General features: G+C 35.9%; 18 protein-coding genes and 2 pseudogenes. 3 read left to right on the forward strand and 17 right to left on the reverse strand.

All coding sequences use genetic code 11. The annotated features are described in order from the left end of the window. From KE503_RS02270 to KE503_RS02345, 16 genes and pseudogenes are all read right to left on the reverse strand, one after another. A partial coding sequence (locus tag KE503_RS02270; protein WP_212384386.1) for a hypothetical protein occupies positions 1-856 on the reverse strand: 856 nt, incomplete at its 3' end. Between the two features lie 156 nt (positions 857-1012). Beyond that, entirely contained in the window at positions 1013-1450 is a 438-nt protein-coding gene (locus KE503_RS02275) for a hypothetical protein (RefSeq protein ID WP_117944665.1), read from the reverse strand. Next, complete coding sequence (locus KE503_RS02280; RefSeq protein ID WP_212384387.1) at positions 1434-2858, reverse strand: M56 family metallopeptidase; 1425 nt, start codon at positions 2856-2858, stop codon at positions 1434-1436. The genes KE503_RS02275 and KE503_RS02280 overlap by 17 nt, the downstream gene beginning before the upstream one ends. Then, positions 2839-3210 carry a BlaI/MecI/CopY family transcriptional regulator gene (locus KE503_RS02285; RefSeq protein WP_022375290.1) on the reverse strand — a complete coding sequence of 124 codons (372 nt, stop codon included), beginning with the start codon at positions 3208-3210 and terminating at the stop codon, positions 2839-2841. Before KE503_RS02285 ends, KE503_RS02280 begins: the two co-directional genes overlap by 20 nt. A gap of 251 nt (positions 3211-3461) precedes the next feature. Next, positions 3462-3842, reverse strand: a pseudogene (pdxT, locus tag KE503_RS02290) (pyridoxal 5'-phosphate synthase glutaminase subunit PdxT); the annotation flags it as partial. A gap of 1 nt (position 3843) precedes the next feature. Beyond that, positions 3844-4101, reverse strand: a pseudogene (locus tag KE503_RS02295) (pyridoxal 5'-phosphate synthase lyase subunit PdxS); the annotation flags it as partial. An 83-nt stretch (positions 4102-4184) separates the two neighbouring features. Then, the gene (locus KE503_RS02300; RefSeq protein ID WP_212384388.1) at positions 4185-5792 is read right to left on the reverse strand and encodes an AAA family ATPase; all 1608 of its coding nucleotides are present in this window, start codon (positions 5790-5792) and stop codon (positions 4185-4187) included. A 153-nt stretch (positions 5793-5945) separates the two neighbouring features. Beyond that, complete coding sequence (locus tag KE503_RS02305; RefSeq protein WP_147605081.1) at positions 5946-6815, reverse strand: mechanosensitive ion channel family protein; 870 nt, start codon at positions 6813-6815, stop codon at positions 5946-5948. A 129-nt stretch (positions 6816-6944) separates the two neighbouring features. After that, entirely contained in the window at positions 6945-8030 is a 1086-nt protein-coding gene (asd, locus tag KE503_RS02310) for an aspartate-semialdehyde dehydrogenase (protein WP_022375285.1), read from the reverse strand. A gap of 12 nt (positions 8031-8042) precedes the next feature. Further along, entirely contained in the window at positions 8043-9206 is a 1164-nt protein-coding gene (locus KE503_RS02315) for a phosphoglycerate dehydrogenase (protein ID WP_212384389.1), read from the reverse strand. Between the two features lie 9 nt (positions 9207-9215). Next, a complete protein-coding gene (gene serC, locus KE503_RS02320) occupies positions 9216-10298 on the reverse strand; it encodes a 3-phosphoserine/phosphohydroxythreonine transaminase (RefSeq protein WP_022375283.1) in 1083 nt (360 codons plus the stop codon). A gap of 36 nt (positions 10299-10334) precedes the next feature. Beyond that, positions 10335-12023 carry a biosynthetic-type acetolactate synthase large subunit gene (gene ilvB / locus KE503_RS02325; RefSeq protein WP_212384461.1) on the reverse strand — a complete coding sequence of 563 codons (1689 nt, stop codon included), beginning with the start codon at positions 12021-12023 and terminating at the stop codon, positions 10335-10337. Between the two features lie 25 nt (positions 12024-12048). Beyond that, positions 12049-13713 carry a dihydroxy-acid dehydratase gene (ilvD, locus tag KE503_RS02330; RefSeq protein WP_117944658.1) on the reverse strand — a complete coding sequence of 555 codons (1665 nt, stop codon included), beginning with the start codon at positions 13711-13713 and terminating at the stop codon, positions 12049-12051. Between the two features lie 45 nt (positions 13714-13758). Next, entirely contained in the window at positions 13759-14844 is a 1086-nt protein-coding gene (gene leuB, locus KE503_RS02335; RefSeq protein ID WP_212384390.1) for a 3-isopropylmalate dehydrogenase, read from the reverse strand. Between the two features lie 68 nt (positions 14845-14912). Beyond that, positions 14913-15224 carry an AzlD domain-containing protein gene (locus KE503_RS02340; protein ID WP_117944657.1) on the reverse strand — a complete coding sequence of 104 codons (312 nt, stop codon included), beginning with the start codon at positions 15222-15224 and terminating at the stop codon, positions 14913-14915. Then, positions 15214-15930, reverse strand: coding sequence for an AzlC family ABC transporter permease (locus KE503_RS02345; RefSeq protein ID WP_022375279.1), 717 nt, complete (start codon positions 15928-15930; stop codon positions 15214-15216). Before KE503_RS02345 ends, KE503_RS02340 begins: the two co-directional genes overlap by 11 nt. A 215-nt stretch (positions 15931-16145) precedes the next feature. Here KE503_RS02345 and KE503_RS14395 point away from each other — a divergent pair, with 215 nt between their 5' ends. The 3 genes from KE503_RS14395 (at position 16146) to KE503_RS02355 (ending at position 19086) form a co-directional block, all read left to right on the forward strand. Further along, positions 16146-17078, forward strand: coding sequence for a copper amine oxidase N-terminal domain-containing protein (locus KE503_RS14395; protein WP_249182938.1), 933 nt, complete (start codon positions 16146-16148; stop codon positions 17076-17078). Further along, positions 17029-17589 carry an N-acetylmuramoyl-L-alanine amidase gene (locus KE503_RS14400; protein ID WP_330621843.1) on the forward strand — a complete coding sequence of 187 codons (561 nt, stop codon included), beginning with the start codon at positions 17029-17031 and terminating at the stop codon, positions 17587-17589. Before KE503_RS14395 ends, KE503_RS14400 begins: the two co-directional genes overlap by 50 nt. 96 nt (positions 17590-17685) lie before the next feature. Beyond that, positions 17686-19086, forward strand: coding sequence for an N-acetylmuramoyl-L-alanine amidase (locus KE503_RS02355; protein WP_212384391.1), 1401 nt, complete (start codon positions 17686-17688; stop codon positions 19084-19086). A gap of 91 nt (positions 19087-19177) precedes the next feature. Here KE503_RS02355 and KE503_RS02360 read toward each other — a convergent pair whose 3' ends face one another. After that, on the reverse strand, positions 19178-19483 hold the full coding sequence (locus tag KE503_RS02360; protein WP_117944654.1) for a LysM peptidoglycan-binding domain-containing protein: 306 nt from the start codon (positions 19481-19483) through the stop codon (positions 19178-19180). Positions 19484-19511 lie beyond the last annotated feature (28 nt).

A 19511-nucleotide genomic window follows, 5' to 3' on the forward strand; every position in this document is an offset into this window, starting at 1 on the left:
CTTTAAAATGGAACTTCAGAACGTTTCCTTCGGGTGCTTTTGTCAGGACAATGCTTTCTTTCACTCCTGTATTCAGGGATTCATAGGAAAATGTGCAGTCTTTCTTCTCTGATTCATATGAGACTTTTACCTGTTTTTCCTCGCTATTTCCCCGTGCATCTTCCACCGTTTCTTCTTCCAGTCCGGTACGTGTTAATTTCTTTACCGATGTGAGAGCATCTTCCTGATCGTCTTTGTCTGTTGCTTCTGTATCTGCTGACTGATCGTCGGATGTTCCGTCTGTCACGGCACGGACTGCCTGATCTGCCTGTGCAACTGCCTGTTCCACAGCTTTGGATGTCCGGTTATCTGACTGATCTTTTGAATCTGTTGTGTTGTCTATATCTGTATTATCTTTATTCTCTTTTTCCTCTCCATAGATCGGTGCGAAAGAGATCTCATACTTTCCATTTTCCATCAAAACCGGGGTCTTGTCTGTCAGTTTCTTTGGCAGATAGTGTTTCTTATCCCCTGTTTCATTTTCATAGGCATAGTCTTTTAAGCTGTTTCCATTCTCGCTTTTTGAATCTTCTACTTTTACGAGTGTTGGATCGTAGTCTTCTAATGTTCCATTGTCTGTTTCAAAACGGACATCCTGCCCATAAAAGATGGTATTTTTCTTTCCTCCAGTCATCTGAAATGTGGTAGAATTTGTAGTTTTCTCTATGATTTTCTTTGTTTCGCTTGTCTCATTTATTGTCTGTTTTGCATGAACTGAGTGAATCATCCCTGCAATTCCAGACCATTCCACTGATGTCAAACATAATGTAAATGTCAATAATACTGCCAATATCTGCTTTCCTAGTTTTTCTTTCATAAGCGTACCCTTTCTGTGCTTATTTTTCATTTGGGCATTATTGATTTTTTGGTATGATTGACTTATCCATGTGATACTGCTATCTGCTGTGTGCAGATAGCAGTATCACATGGATTTTGTCAATCAAGGGTATCATCTCCTTTCTTGATCATTATTTTATTTTTTATAATAGCCTTTAGCTTTTAGATTACTACCCATCATATTTTGTACAAATACACTGTATGTACCTGCTTTTTTTATTGTAAAAGTCTTTCTTCCTCCTGTTGTAGTATCATAATACATTTTTACATCTCCATTTTGTATAATTCCAATTCTTGCTTTTTTTGCTGGGCTAATATCTATTTTTGTATAAATACTACTTCCTTGTTTTTTATAAAATTCACTTGTTCTTTTTAATACGTTCGCTTTTACAGTCCAATCTAAAGATACTTGCGTACTATTGGGAATAATCCCTGTATTCGATTCAATTTCTTCAATAAAACCATCTTCTAAAATAATATCTGACTCTATATACTCATTTTCTTCTGCTCTTACATTATAATGAGTTCCACATATACAGATAACTACCATCATCATACTAATTATTTTTTTCATTTGCTGCTTCCTCCTCTTTTAAACTACATGTTCCTGCTACATTAACTACTTTCTCCCCATAATTTTCTACATATATTTTATAATACCCTGACTTTTCTATTTTGAAAGAATACCATAAATCCCAATCATCGCTTATATATCTTGCATTCCCTTTCATATCTGTAATTCCTGTGGAAATATCTTTACTATCTCCGTCTTCTTCCATTCCTGAAGTTACCGACAACTCAACGATTGTTCCTCTTTTGATATAGGCTTTTTTACTTTCTAGTCTTTGTCCTGCTTTTATCGTATTACTGAATGCTATTTCACCATTCATTCGTGGAATTTTTTCATCTAATATTATTGTTGTTTTACTTTTTGACAGTTTTTCTGTTTTTTCCTCAAAATCCTGTTGTGGAACATCTTCTATTGTAGCAATCTCATTATCTTGTGTCTTATCCGCAATATAACTATACCCCTTAGCATACCCAATAGATGATGCTGCCACCGTCACTGCACTGACTCCAAAGACCATCATTACCAATCCTGCAGATACAACCTTCTTTAGTGGTCGCTTCTTCATATAGGCATTCATTCTCTGCATTCTTAACATAAGCAGCTTGGTTCCCTCACAAAGTCCTGCCATATAGACATCACATTCTGGTCGTTCTACCGCTATTGTTATAATAATATTGAAATAGTCTTTTACACTCTTTACATATCTGCTGACCGTCATATCACATACTGTCTCTCCCCATTGATCTAGCTGTCTCAGAATATCCTGCATTGCAGGATGAAACCAGTAAATACATCTCGTGATCTGAAACAGTTGTTTCCAGAACAGATCATGGTGTTTATGATGTACTAGCTCATGCAGCAGAATCACTTCTAATTCCTGTTGACTATATTCTTTGGCTGGCAGCAGAACTTTTGGCTGGAAAAGTCCATATGCCATTGGAACTTCGATCATATGTAATATCACTGGTTTTACACTTCTGTGAAGTTTTACTCTCTTACTGATTTCACTGATTTGTTCTTGCAGTATTGGAGATTGTTCTTTAACTTCACATTGTCTGATCGCTTTATGTATCTTTCTATGCTGATTTCCATAGCGTATTATACATATCACAGTTCCAGCTACCCATATAAAAAATAAAATAGAAGCTATGTCCATAATAAAAGCTGTCTTCCAGAATTCAAATCCATACAAACCATTTTTCCTTATCTTTAATAACACAAAAAATGATATCGGACACCAAAAAGATAATAATACAACTTTCCAGATCCAATAGCTGATATCTACATATCCTCTCTTCTCAGACCATCGTCCAGCTAATTTCCATATCAAATATACGATCGTTCCTAAGGCTGTTCCAAAAACGATATATGTAAATCCATTGATCACTATATTATTTAAAATCCATCTCATCTAACATATCCTTCAAACTTTCTTGATCTTCTTTGGGAATCTTTTGATTCAATGCACTGAACAGCTCTTTTGCTGATCCGTCAAACCATTCATCCAGCATGCTTGCTGCTTTCTCTGTCTTATATGTTGTTTCGTCAATCAATGCATTGATATATGCTTTTCTTCCCCTTTTCTCTACTTTAATATATCCTTTATCTTCTAAACGGAACAAATAGGTTCGAATACTTGTACGTTTATATTCTTTATGAAATTTGTCCTTTAATTCTTCTCCCATTCGCAGAAATGGCATCTCTTTTCCGTAGTTCCAGATACATTTCATCATTAATTCTTCTGTGTTAGTTAAATATTCCATCTTACTCATCCCCTTTTTAACTGTTTTTTTAATTACTTTTACTTTAACATGTTTACTGTTTTAATTCAACTTGTTTTTTAGTTACTTTGAATAATTTTATCAATATATCGTCTATATTATTTTGCAAAATGTACAAAAGAGATTCAATCTAATCTATATCAAAAAAAGAGATGCCTTTTCCTTTGGCATCTCTTTCTTCAAAATAAATCTACAATCTGCTAATAAATTTTTCATGTACTCTCAAATTCTCATCCAATTCCTTCAAATTCCTTCGTTGTAAAGAATCTTCCTAGCTGTCTTCCATATGCATTCCTTTTCACACACATTGATATCGTTCCAAAGTATGTTTCTTCTTGGTCTTTGATATCTTTTGCAAGAAGAATGAGTCCTGCACAGGTTGCGAGGACTGGCATTCCTTCTTCGATCTGTTTCTTGATCGTATCAAACATATCCAGTTCTTTTAAGAGTTTCCCCTGAACGGTGCTTTCACCGCCGGGAAGGATAATTCCATCGTATGGTTTTTCTAAATCTTCTTTGTTTCGTAATTCAATACAGGAAACTCCTAGTTGTTCAAGCATTTTTTCATGTTCGATAAATGCGCCCTGTAATGCTAAAACACCGACTTTCTTCATCTTATTTTCCTCTTTCTGCCATTAATAATTCGATTTCCTGTTCGTTGATTCCTACCATTGCTTCTCCAAGGTCTTTGGATAATTCTGCGATTCGTTTGGCTGGATTTCCAGATTTGAAGATTCCTGATCCTACGAAGACTCCTTCTGCTCCTAACTGCATCATTAGGGCTGCATCGGCTGGTGTTGCGACTCCACCTGCTGCGAAGTTTACGACTGGAAGTTTTCCATTTTCATGAACGTATAATACCAGATCATAAGGGACTCGTTGTGTCATATCTTAATAAAATAAGAAAAGTCATTGAATGCTCTTATTTTGTGAAAAATAATTTGCATTCAATGACTTTATAACCACTGTGTCACACAACTATGTTTCTTTGTCTTCTTATCATAACTGATTCCAACACCTAAGATTTTATGATCTGTTTTTATTTCACCTATTTTTCCTTGAAATTTTAATTTATAATCTTTGTCCACAATCTGCTTTAATGCTTCTCTTGGACTATGATCTACTTTTAATTCTAATATAATTCCTGGATCCTTCTTATTCTCTGGATAAAAAATATAATCAACAAATCCCTTGTCTGCTTTGTCTTCTCTTTCTACACGATATTTGTCCCTTGCTGAAAGATAAACAAGATTTATAATTGCTGATAATTCCGTTTCATTATTATATGATAGAATTGGTGTTTCTGTATTATGTGCGTATTCTAAGATTTCTTCCATTACCTGAGTATCTTCTGCTAAAGTTGCTTGTAACATTCTTTCTGACTCTTTTGCCAAACGATAAACATATCCTAGAGATTCTTCTTTTTGAATCATATCATCAAATTTATTCATCAATTCTTTATTTGGTATTCTTACTTTACCATCTTCATAACTCAAAAATCCATATACTACCATAGCTGAAAATATCTCACTTTTTGTTTCAAGTCTCATAGCTGCTGCAGCATATTCCTGAATTTTTACCTGCACTGACTCTCCTGATATCATTAGAGCCAGATCATTTTGTACATCATCAATATTCTTTCTGATATAATAAAAAATTTCATCGTATGGTCCTGAACTTGTCCAATAATTTCCTATATTGTTATTCGTAAGAGCAAGTACAACGGATCTGGGATTATAGATTCTCTCTCCAGATTTTGTTGTATATCCATCATACCAAATTCTTAAATCTTGTCTTGAAATTTGAGCATTCTCATTATTATGTTCATACCTTTCAAAAAGTTCATCTACCTCCTCATCTGTAAATCCAAAATATTCACTATATTTTGTTTCTGATGCCATATTATATTCCCAGAACATATTTAATTCAGAGCCACTTGAATACTTAGCAATTGGTAAAATTCCTGTCATATATGTCATGATTACATACGGCCGATCTTTTAATAGATTACTCAAAAATAGAATATATTGCTTTTTATCTTCCTCTTTAATAAAATCCTTATGAAAAATAAAATCCCACTCGTCAAACACGAATATAAATCTCTGTTCATCATATTCTTCAAAAATTGTTTCTAATACATCTGCTGCTGAATCTCCTTCATAAATTTCAATATCTGGATATGCTTTTTTTAAATCTCTGATCAAATTTTCTTCTATACGATCAATATATTCTCGATATGAATGACATTCTCTTGGCATTTTGCTAAAGTCAATGAATATAACATCATATTGATTTTTATACTTTATATATTCTTTATTTTGAGATATATTCAATGATTCAAACAGCCCATTTTCACTTTTTCTTTTCCCTAAAAAAGAGGCAATCATGTTTGCAATCATTGTTTTTCCAAAACGTCTTGGTCTTGTAATACAAATATGTGTATTTCCAACTTCTAAAAATGGAAATAACTCTGATAACAACTTTGTTTTATCTACAAAATATGGCTTCATCGTTTCATTTTTGTATAATACATATGAAGTTGAACTGTTTAAGTATCTTCCCATATCAAGACCTCTTCTTTCTTATTCCATGATTCTATACAAAGTTGTATTTTTTTAATTCAGTTATACCAAAAGATATGGTTAAAGTACAGCATAACAAACTGAATTGATGCATTGACTGCTCTTTGAAATAATCTTTACTTCCTATTTTTTCAATTACACTTCATTTTTAATACAAACATCCAATTTCTGATAAGGTATCTCTATTCCTTCCTCATCAAATCGAAGTTTAATCTCTTCATTCAACGCCCATTTTGTTGCTACATAATCCGATGTTGGAACCCAGCACCTGATCCCCATCATGACAGAGCTGTCTGCCAGACTGCTGACAAAGATTTTAACTCCATCCTGATCAAGAATTCTTTTTTCATTTTTTGCAATATCTGTAAGAATTCTTTTTACCTCTTTAATATCTGCATCATAAGAGATTCCTACTTCAATATCGATCAGTCTTCGATCCTGTTTCGTATTATTGATCAGATTGGAATTGCTTAATGTACCATTTGGAATAACGATCACTCGGTTATCAACAGTCTTAAGCTTTGTGTAGAAAATGTCCATCGCTGCAACTTCTCCTTCGCAGTTGGTTCCTGTTAATACGATATAATCTCCCACCTGAAATGGTTTCAGAATTAATAATAAAACTCCGCCAGCTACGTTAGAAAGTGTTCCTTGTAATGCTAAACCTACTGCTACACCGGCAGATCCTAATAATGCGATAAAGGAACTTACTTCTACTCCCATATGTGCCACTGCCATAAAAATTACAATACATCGCAATCCAATCCTTATGAAGGAACAGGAAAATGAGATCACTCCATAATCGATCTCTGCCTTCTCAAGGGTTGTTTTTAAAAGAGTAATCAGGATTTTGATCAGTTTAAATCCGATGACAATGATCAAAAATGATACAATAACTTTCCCTATGATACTCATTGCAATTTCCAGATATTTTTCAAAAAACTGATTCCAGTCAATCTTACTTAAGTCCACTGCTGCGAACATTGATTGTATCTGTGCTAACATACTATCTCCTTTTTTATCTTATATTTTTTCATGTACTTAGCAACGTGCGCCATAAGACGCATAACATGAAAGAAACACGTATTTCTACGTGTTTCTTATCATAGCAAGTTTATCTATTAATTACAATGCTTATTTCTTTGTAATATATCCTTTTGCTTTTAATGTCTCTGCACATAATACAGCTCCACCTGCTGCACCACGAACTGTGTTATGAGAAAGTCCTACGAATTTGTAATCGTATACTGTGTCTTCTCTTAAACGTCCAACAGAGATTCCCATTCCGTTTTCGTAATCTACGTCTGCTTTTACCTGTGGGCGGTTATCTTCTTCTAAGTACTGGATCATCTGTTTTGGAGCACTTGGAAGTTCTAATTCCTGTGGAAGTCCACTGAAGTTTACTAATTTTTCGATCAGCTGTTCTTTTGTTGGTTTCTTTTTGAATTTAACGAAAACTGCTGCTGTATGTCCGTTTAATACTGGTACACGGATACACTGCGTTGTGATCACTGGTGTTTCAGCTTTCACGATCACACCGTCTTCAATATGTCCCCATAAACGAAGAGGTTCCTGTTCACTCTTCTCTTCTTCTCCACCGATGTATGGGATGATGTTTTCTACCATTTCAGGCCAGTCTTTGAAAGTTTTTCCTGCTCCGGAAATTGCCTGATATGTTGTAGCTACGACTTCATATGGTTCGAATTCTTTCCATGCTGTTAAAACTGGTGCATAACTCTGGATAGAGCAATTTGGTTTTACCGCTACGAAACCTTTTGTTGTTCCTAAACGTTTCTTCTGGCTTTCGATAACTTCGAAATGTTCTGGGTTGATCTCAGGTACTACCATTGGTACGTCTGGTGTCCAGCGGTGAGCACTGTTGTTAGATACAACTGGTGTTTCTGTTTTTGCGTAGTCTTCCTCGATCTTTTTGATCTCATCTTTAGACATATCAACTGCACTGAATACAAAATCAACCTGAGAAGCAACTTCTTCTACTTCGTTTACATTCTTTACGATCATAGATTTTACTGCTTCTGGCATTGGTGTATCCATTTTCCAGCGTCCACCTACTGCTTCTTCATATGTCTTTCCTGCAGAACGTGGGCTTGCAGCTAATGTTGTAACTTCAAACCATGGATGGTTCTCTAATAATGAAATAAAACGTTGTCCAACCATTCCCGTTGCACCTAAAATACCAACTCTTAATTTTTCACTCATGCTTCTTCTCTCCTATAGTACACGAACTCGAACGACTCCGTCGATCTGTTCCATTTTCTTAACTGTTTCTTCTGTTGGTGCTTTCTTTTCCATATCAAACATAGAATAAGCCCATTCACCTTTGGATTTATTTAACATATTGGCAATGTTATGTCCATCTGCTGCAAGGATCGCTGTTAACTGTCCGATCATATTTGGAAGGTTTTTGTGATGCACTGTGATACGTGCTGCACAATTTGCTTCTCCAAGATCACAGTTTGGATAGTTGACTGAATTTACGATATTACCATTCTCTAAGTAATTCATTAACTGGTCAACTGCCATCTCTGCACAGTTTTCTTCAGATTCTTCTGTAGAAGCTCCTAAATGTGGAATTGTGATCACTTTATCAACTCCAGCAATCTCTGCACTTGGGAAGTCTGTAACGTAATGTTTTACTTTTCCAGATTCTAATCCTTCGATCACTGCCTGATTCTCAACCAATTCTCCTCTGGCAAAGTTTAAGATCGTCACTCCGTCTTTCATCTTATCGATGGCTTCTTTGTTGATCATTCCTTTTGTGGAATCCATATATGGAACATGGATCGTGATGTAATCACATGTCTCAAATAATTCATCGATAGATGCGATATGTTTTACCATTCTTGATAAACTCCATGCGGAACGTACAGATACATATGGATCGTATCCGTAAACTTTCATTCCAAGACGGTTACAGATATTTGCTACTAAAACTCCGATAGCTCCAAGTCCGATGACTCCAATGCTCTTTCCTTTTAATTCGTTTCCTGCATACTGTTTCTTCTGTTTCTCAACTAATTTTGCAAGATTTTCTTCGGAAGAATTTTCTTTAACCCAGTTATATCCACCAATGATATCGCGGGATGCAAGTAAAAGTCCGGCAACAACTAATTCTTTCACTCCATTTGCATTAGCTCCTGGTGTATTGAATGCTACGATACCTTTCTTTGCATATTCATCTAATGGAATATTGTTAACTCCAGCTCCAGCTCTTGCAACTGCAAGAAGGCTTTCTGGAACTTCAAGTTCATGCATGGATGCACTTCTTACTAAGACTGCATCTGCTGCATCTAAATCATCAATGACTTTAAAATCTTCTGTAAATAAATCAAGCCCTTTGTCTGCGATCGGGTTTAAGCATTTTACTGTATACATGGCTCCTCCTTATTTGTTCTCTTCTTCAAATTTCTTCATGAATGCAACTAATTTTTCAACACCTTCTTTTGGCATTGCGTTATAAATACTTGCACGCATTCCACCAACGGTACGATGTCCTTTTAAGTTTTCAAATCCAGCTTCTTTTGCTTCGGCTACGAATTTGGCATCCAGATCTTTGTCTCCTGTTACAAATGGAACATTCATTAAAGAACGATCTTTTTTGACTACTGTTCCTTTAAACATTTCACTCTGATCTAAGAAATCATATAAGATCTTTGCTTTTTCTTCGTTACGTTTCTTCATTGCTTCTAGTCCACCCTGGTCTTTTAACCATTTGAAGACTTTACCACAAATATAGATTCCATAGCATGGAGGTGTGTTATACAGTGAATCTGCATCTGCCTGTGTTTTCCATTTTAACATGGTTGGTGTTCCTTCTAACACATCATCTGTAATCAGATCTTCACGTACGATACAAACTACAACTCCAGCTGGTCCAACATTTTTCTGTACTCCAAAATAAATAACTCCAAAGTCTTCTACATTCACAGGCTCAGATAGAATGCAGGAAGACATATCTGCAACAAGGATCTTTCCTTTTGTGTTTGGAATCTGCTGATATTTTGTTCCATAGATTGTATTGTTATAGCATACATATACATAATCTGCATCTTCTGATACTGGAAGATCAGAGCAATCTGGAATATATGTATATGTTTTATCTTCAGATGAAGCTAAGATATTTGCTTTTCCATATCTTGCTGCTTCCTGATATGCTTTCTTTGCCCACTGTCCTGTGATGATAAAATCTGCGACTTTGTTCTTCATCAGGTTCATAGGGATGGCTGAAAACTGCTGGGAAGCTCCACCCTGAAGGAATAATACTTTATAATTATCTGGGATGTTCATTAACTCTCTTAAGTCTGCTTCTGCAGTTTTGATGATGTCATCAAACATCTTGGATCTGTGGCTCATCTCCATAACGGACATTCCACATCCTCTGTAATCAAGCATTTCCTCTGCTGCTTCTTTTAACACTTCTTCCGGAAGTACTGCCGGTCCAGCTGAAAAGTTGTATACTCTTGCCATTTCTTTTCTCTCCTTTATATGAAAATAAATTAAAAGTTATCTTGCCTGCGCCTCAAGATCCGCTTTATCAAATGAATCTTCAATGGAGCCGCCTGGATTAACCATTGGCCATACTTTGTCATCTAAATCGATATGACAATCAAGAACCATAGGTTTTCCTAACGTTAAAGCTTCTTTAAATGCATCTTTGAATTCATCGATATCCGTGATCTTCTTTGCATCAACTCCAAGACCTTCAGAAACTTTTACAAAGTCCACTTTGTCCTGAAGTGTTGTATACGAATATCTTTCTTCATAAAACAGATCCTGCCACTGTCTTACCATTCCTAATACGCTGTTATTGATGATTACTTCTATAACAGGAATGTTGTATCGCGAGGCGGTCGCAAGCTCGTTTAAATTCATACGGAAACATCCATCTCCTGCAATGTTTACTACGATCTTGTCTGGATTACCAACTTTGGCTCCAAGACTGGCTCCAAGACCATATCCCATTGTTCCAAGACCTCCAGATGTCAATAATTTACGTGGTTTATCATATTTATAAAACTGAGCGGCCCACATCTGATGCTGTCCAACTTCTGTTGTAATGACTGCCTCACCTTTTGTAATATCATAAATCGCTTCCATGATCTCAGGGCATGTTAAACATCCCTTGTCATATGCTAATGGATATTTTTCTTTATATTCTTTGACTGTATTCATCCATTCTTTATGTTCCTGTGCTTCTAAGCGGCGATTGATCACAGTCAGAACTGCTTTTACATCTCCGATGATTGAAGCAGATACACAAATATTCTTATTGATCTCAACTGGATCAATATCGATCTGTAAAATCTTAGCATTCTTTGCAAATGTCTTTGGATTTCCTAATACACGATCACTAAATCTTGTTCCGATCGCGATCAGTAAGTCACAATGAGAAACTCCAAGATTTGATGCCTTGGTTCCATGCATACCAAGCATTCCACTGTAACGCTCATCTGTACCATTAAATGCTCCTTTTCCCATCAAGGTATCACATACTGGGGCATCAACTTTATCTACAAACTCTTTTAATTCATCTGCTGCATCAGAGATAACTGCTCCTCCACCTACTAAGATGTATGGACGTTTTGATTCTTTGATCATCTTGATCGCATTCTGAATATCTGCTTCTTTGATTCTCTCGCTGAAACGGATGATCTTCTCTGGTTTTTCTGCTTCATAAGATGTCACGGCTGCCGTCACATCTTTTGGAATATCAATTAAAACCGGTCCTGGTCTTCCTGTTTTTGCAATCTTGAATGCTCTTCGAATTGTATTTGCCAGTTCTTCTACATTCTTTACAATAAAGTTATGCTTTGTGATTGGAATTGTAACTCCAGAAATGTCGACTTCCTGAAAACTATCCTTTCCAAGAAGACTCACTCCTACGTTACATGTGAGCGCAACAACTGGAACAGAGTCCATATTCGCTGTTGCAAGTCCTGTGACAATATTTGTTGCTCCAGGTCCGCTTGTTGCAAAGCACACTCCAACTTTTCCTGTAGATCTTGCATATCCATCTGCTGCATGAGAAGCTCCCTGCTCATGAGAAGTCAGGATATGTGTAAAATACTTTTTCTGTTTGTATAATTCATCGTAAATGTTTAAGATAGCTCCACCTGGATACCCAAAAATGGTATCCACGCCTTGCTCTTTCAAACATTCTAAAACAATCTGAGCACCTGTCAATTGTTTCATCATTTGATCCTCTTTTCTTACTTCATTACTCTTTGATTTCTAAAACTGCTCCGCGGTTTCCAGATGTAACTAAAGATGCATATCTTGCAAGATAACCTGTTGTAACCTTAGGTGTTCTAGGTTTCCAGTTTTCTTTTCTCTTTGCTAATTCTTCATCGGAAACTTTTACATTTAATGTATTTGCATCGATATCGATTGCGATGATATCTCCTTCTTCTACTAATGCGATTGGTCCACCAACGGCTGCCTCTGGAGAAACATGTCCGATACAAGCTCCTCTGGAAGCTCCGGAGAATCTTCCGTCTGTGATCAAGGCTACACTTGATCCAAGTCCCATACCCATGATCGCTGATGTAGGATTTAACATTTCTCTCATACCAGGGCCACCTTTTGGTCCTTCGTAACGAATAACGACAACATCACCTGGTTTGATATCTCCACCTTTGATCGCTTTGATCGCATCTTCTTCGCAGTCAAAGACTCTTGCTGGTCCTTCCATCTTAAGCATCTCAGGAGCAACTGCTGAACGTTTTACAACTCCTGAATCTGGTGCTAAGTTTCCTTTTAATACGGCGATTCCACCAGTCTGGCTGTATGGATTGTCGATCGGACGGATAACTTCTGGGTTCTTGTTTACGCATCCTTCAATGTTCTCTGCCACTGTCTTACCTGTTGCTGTGATAAGATCTGTATGGAGAAGATTCTTCTTATTTAACTCATTCATAACGGCATAAACACCACCAGCCTCATTTAACTCTTCAATGTATGTATGTCCTGCTGGTGCAAGATGACATAAGTTTGGAGTTCTCTTACTGATCTCATTTGCCATTTCAAGATTTAATTCAACACCTGCTTCATGAGCGATCGCTGGTAAATGAAGCATACTATTTGTACTACATCCTAATGCCATATCAACAGTTAAGGCATTTTCAAATGCTTCCTCTGTTAAGATATCTCTTGGGCGGATATTCTTCTCTAATAATTCCATAACCTTCATTCCTGCATGTTTTGCAAGACGGATTCTTTCAGAATATACGGCTGGAATTGTTCCATTTCCTTGTAATCCCATACCAAGTACTTCTGTTAAACAGTTCATGGAGTTTGCTGTATACATACCGGAACATGATCCACATGTAGGACATGTTTTATTTTCATATTCATCTAATTCTTCTTTTGTGATCTTACCTGCTGCATAAGATCCTACTGCTTCAAACATACTTGATAGACTTGTTTTGCATCCTTTTACACGTCCCGCAAGCATTGGTCCGCCACTGACGAACACTGTAGGTACATTAACACGTGCAGCTGCCATTAAAAGTCCTGGTACATTTTTGTCACAGTTTGGAACCATAACTAAAGCGTCAAACTGATGTGCTAATGCCATACATTCTGTAGAATCAGCGATCAGATCACGTGTTACTAAGGAATATTTCATTCCAACATGTCCCATTGCAATACCATCACATACAGCAATTGCTGGGAATACAACTGGTGTTCCACCAGCCATAGCAACTCCGAGTTTAACCGCTTCGACGATCTTATCAATATTCATATGCCCTGGTACGATCTCGTTATACGAACTTACGATTCCGACCAATGGCTTTTTCATTTCTTCTTTTGTGAAACCTAATGCGTTAAATAACGATCTCTGAGGAGCATATGCTTCTCCCTCTGTAAATTTATTACTCATAAAACTAACCTCCTAGTATAATATACCTTCTTCTATCTATGATAATTATTTAATCTTGTCGATGATCAGCTGTCCCATCTCTTTACATCCGACTTTCTTCATTCCATCAGACATGATATCAACAGTTCTGTATCCATCTGCTAAAACTGCTTTGACTGCTGCTTCAATTTCATCTGCTTCTTTATCAAGATCAAAAGAATAACGAAGCATCATAGCTGCAGAAAGGATCGTTGCGATTGGGTTTGCGATATCCTGTCCTGCGATGTCTGGAGCTGATCCGTGGCTTGGTTCATATAATCCAAACTTACCTTCTGCAAGGCTTGCAGATGATAACATTCCGATAGATCCTGTGATCATACTTGCTTCATCGGATAAAATATCTCCAAACATGTTCTCTGTTAAGATCACATCGAACTGACGAGGGTTATTCACTAACTGCATTGCACAATTGTCAACTAACATATGTTCATATGTAACATCTTCATAGTCTTTCGCTACTTCTTCAACAACGGCTCTCCATAATCTGGAAGAATCAAGCACATTTGCTTTATCAACACTGATTACATGTTTTTTACGTTTTCTTGCAATATCGAATGCTTTGATCGCGATTCTTCTGATCTCATTTTCATTGTAAGATAATGTATCAACCGCTGTTCTTACACCATTAACTTCTTCTGTATGTCTTTCTCCAAAGTAAAGACCACCTGTTAATTCTCTCATAATGACCATGTCAAATCCATCACCGATCACTTCATCACGAAGTGGGCATGCTTTCTTTAACTCATCATATAAATATGCTGGTCTGATATTGGCAAATAATCCAAGGGCTTTACGAAGTTTTAATAATCCTGCCTCTGGTCTTAACTGTGCTGGAAGTTTGTACCATGGAGATGTGCTTGTATTTCCTCCGATAGATCCCATTAATACTGCATCACTATTCTTAGCAATCTCTAAAGCTTCTTCTGTTAATGGTTCTCCGTGAACATCAATGGATGCTCCTCCCATTAAGATCTGTGTGTAAGAAAATGTGTGTCCGTATTTCTCACCTACAGCGTCTAAAACTCTCATTGCTTCTGTGACAATCTCTGGTCCGATTCCGTCACCTTTGATGACTGCTAAATTACAATTCATATCTTCTTCCTCATTTCTTCTTGTCTTCTTGATATTACTTATGTCTGTCAATGAATTGGCAGATTTATTTACCCTAAAACTACTAATGCGATAAACGCTCCAATACAGCTTGCACATGCAACTGTAACAATATTTTTTTCATTATATGCAAAAATCATCGCAATTGCAAACCCAATTGTCGATGCAATCCAATTTCCTGTGGCATAAAACACGGCTGGCATGATCATTGCCGCCAAAACTGCATATGGTACATAGTATAAAAAGGACCTAAAAAATCTATTCTCGATCTTCTTCTGTATTGCAATCAGTGGAATGACTCGTATTAAATATGTAGAAACTGCTGTGACTGCAATGTAGATCAATAATCTGCTAAGCTTCATCAGTCTCCTCCTCTTCTACTGGAAATAAAATTGCTCCAAGTGTTGCTGCGATCAGCGTACAGATGATGATTACAAAACCACTGGATACAAAAGATAACGCTTTGATATATTTAAATAATAAACTGATGATCATGGATATGATGATCACGATCGTTATATGCTTATCATGTCTTGCCGGTGGAATAATGATTCCAATTAACATTCCATAAATTGCAAGTCCAAGTGCATTCCTTAAGATCAATGGTAATAATGTATTCGCTGTTGCTCCTAATAATGTACCTATTGTCCAGCTGATCCACGGAATGGACATCAATGCATAGAAATATTTTGGTGTAATTTCTTTTCTTCCTGCACAGGAAACTGCAAAAATCTCATCAGTTACCATAAATGCCATCGAAAGTCGATTCCATAGTGTCGACTTCTCCGACATTTTCTGTCCGATCGCAATCGACATGATTGAATATCTTAAATTAATAATGATCTGTGATAAGACTAATTCTACTAGTGATCCTCCCGCTGTCATCGTAATGATCGCTGCAAATTGTCCTGCTGATGTTACACAAGTTGCAGAGATCAATGTAAGTGCCCATACAGGGATTCCATGAGATGCTCCTGAAATTCCAAATGCAAATGAAACAGCTACATAAGCTAATCCGATTGGAATCCCATCCATTAGTCCTCTTCGAAATTCATTGTCTGATTTCATTATCTGCTCCTATAGTTCAAAATAATTCGATTCCTGCAAAAATTTATAAATTTCTCCCAAAAATCGAACTTATATAATAGGATACCACATTCTTAGACAGATTGGAAACTATTTTTCAATGAAAACCGCATGAAATTGATGTTTTCGTTGAAATACATCACAAAAAATATTATAATCTTACTGTAAATCTATAAATTCAAAAATAGGGGATGCATATGTTAAAGAAAAAATTTATTTGTCTTGGATTATCTATGATAATGCTTTTTACGAGTATCATAAATACTCCTGCTGCTGTAACTGCTGGCCAGTATTATAAAATCAAGTATACACATAACAAGAAAACTGTTACAAAACGAGCCATTGATGCAAGATATAACAACAAAGTGATCAAAACAAATATTCCTGGATATATTGAAGGTTCTATTTCTATGTACTCTGCATACTGGATCTTTGGACGCTGTTCATCAATCAGCACTAAATATTCTTATTCATCAAAAACAAAGAAGATCACTCTTACGCGTGGTTCACAAAAATTAGTTTTAACGTTAAACAGCACAGCTGCAACGATCAATGGAAAGAAAATCACTCTTCCATCTGCCCCAAGGAAGGTATACTATCCTGCACGTAAGAAGAATTATATTATGGTTCCAGGGGATGCTGTGGCTAAGAATCTGCAACTGAACTATGCATGGAATAATCGTCTGCTTGCAGGCCTTATTACTAAAAAGGGATCAACTAGCACACAACCTACAACAGCAACGTCTAATACTAGCACAACATCTACAACCCTTGGTTCAAAAACTAAGATTACAGCTTCTGCATCAAATTATTCTATCAGAATCAAGAAGCCTTCTGGATTGTCAGCTTCTGCTGTTAGTTGTACCGATGATTATTCAAATAAACGACTAAGAATCATCGTTAATGGGAACTATAAGACTTTCTTCAGTTCTGCTTCTAACAGATATATCAAGGAATCCCTTACATACAATGTATCTTACAGTGGCGGCAAAACTTATATTGATCTTAAGACAAATGTAATCAAGGGATTCAGTGTAATACAGACTTCTTCCTATATATATGTGAAATACGCATATATATGTGAAATACGCAGATCCAAAGAAGATGTTCTATCATGTAGTCGTTGTTGATGCTGGTCATGGAGGAAAGGATTCCGGTGCAGTTGGAAACGGATACTCTGAAAAAAACATGACTTTAAAGATCGTTCAAAGTATCAAGAGTAATTTTGACAAAAATTCTAGCTACAAAGTTTATTACACAAGGCTTTCCGACTGGTATCCAAGTCTTTCTTATCGTTATAAGATGGCAAACGAGGTGTCCGCAGATCGTTTCTTGAGTGTTCATATCAATTCAAGTGATAGTTCATCTTCTAAAGGAACTGAAACACTTTACAAAACTTATAAATCCTATGCACAGACCCTTCAGTCATCCGCTTTGACCGGAATGGGCTACGCATCAAACGGTTCCTATAATCGTGGATTAAAATATCGTTCTGATCTAGCCGTATTAAATGGTCCAAAGATGACAACTGCACTTGTAGAACTTGGATTCATCTCAAATAAAACCGAGGCTAGCCGTATTAATTCAAGAACATCCACGATTGGTTATAATCTATATAAAGCGATTTGTAATTCTTTCTAATTTTAAATTTCTAAAAGTCATATTGCAAAATATGACTTTTTTCTTGCAATAATATTACATATATGTTACAGTTAATTCTCGGAAAGGAAGATACAAATGAAATTACAGAAATTTATTATCACAACATTGTTATCAGTTTCAATTATCGGTACAGGAATACCTGCAAATGTTTCTGCATCATCATACGCTGTAACAAAACATACTTATACACTAAAAATCAACAAGAAAAAGCAAAAGAAAAAAGCTGTTGGTGCTTCTTACAATGGAAAAACCATTAAAACAAAAGCTCCTGGATATAAGACTGAAAACACTCCGATGCTCTCTGCATATTATGTTTTTAAAAAAGGCATGGGTGTATCTTATTCTTATTCTAAAAAAAATTGGAAAATCACTTTAAAACGTGGTTCCAATAAAATTGTTATGACACGCGGTAATAAATACGCTTATGTAAATGGTAAAAAAACAAAAATGCCAACTCCTGCACGTAGTGTCTATTCTTATGAACAGAAGAGTAACTTTATTTATGTACCTGGATCTTTTTGTGCAAAATATCTTAGATTATCTTATTCTTGGAATGATTCTTCTTATACTGAAACATTCAAAAGTAATTCTACTGCAAGCACTACAAGCAAAACTTCTTATGTACAGCTTGCAAAACCTTCCGGTTTAAGCAATAGAAATGTTTCGAGCACGGATGATTATCATAATTATCGTTTGATTCTTAATATCAAAGGTAACTACAAATCATTTTACAAAAAATCTTCAAACTACAAGGTTATGAATGATTCTTCATTTAAATCATATTCTGTAAAATATTCTGGTGGATATACAAAAATTTATATTAAGCCACGCAGTAAAACGATCAAGGGATTCCGTGTAACCCAAACAAATTCCTATATCAGAGTTTACTATGCTTCACCTAAATCTATGTATAAACAGATCATCGTATTAGATGCAGGTCATGGTGGTTCTGATTCTGGTGCTGTTGCATATGGCTATAAAGAAAAAAATATGACTTTAAAAATCGTTCAGGCCGCAAAAAAATATTTTGATAAAGACCCTAACATCAAAGTATATTACACTCGACTTTCTGACACTTATCCAAGTTTAAGTGATCGATCTGCCCTTGCAAACAATGTTGGTGCTGACAGATTCTATAGTGTACATATTAATTCCGCCGGAAAATCTGCTCACGGAACAGAAACTTTATATAATTCAAAAGGATATAAATCAACTTCTGGATTAACTAGTTACAAATGGTCAGCTACAATCCATCCATACATCCGTTCTGCTACAGGATTCACAAACCGTGGACTCGTTGATCGTACTGGATTATATGTACTCCGCCACTCAAAAACAGCATCCACATTAACAGAAATTGGATTTGTATCAAATAAAAGTGAATCTAAAAAAATGAATGCTAACCTAAATAAATATGGAAAAGCAGTTTATAATAGTACAAAAGCTTCATTAAACAAAAATCCTACTAAACGTTAATTTACCAATCAATATATTTATTTGAATAAAATATTTCTAGCCATCCTTTACTCATTGCAAAGGATGGCCTTTTTATTTATTCCTCTTTTTCTTATCTTCTGACTGTATAATATGGAATTACCAGATACATTCCATCTGTAATCTGTCTATCATAGATGTGATTCGTCTCACATACTTCATCTATATAATCATCAACAGTATCATATTCATCTCCCATATGTTCCTTAGCAATGCTCCACAAGGAATCACCTTTCTTAACCTGAATACTTGTAAACTTCTTCTCCCTTGTCCCCTGTGCCTCTATAGTAGGAGTTTTCATAAATAATACATGAAATGCCATAAATAATACTCCTAAAAGAATTATTAAAAAACACCATCTTCTCTTCTTACTTATCATAATGTATTCCTCCTCTTATTTATCGAAC

It is taken from the genome of Anaerostipes sp. Marseille-Q3525, assembly GCF_018223505.1.
Classification (GTDB): domain Bacteria; phylum Bacillota; class Clostridia; order Lachnospirales; family Lachnospiraceae; genus Anaerostipes; species Anaerostipes amylophilus.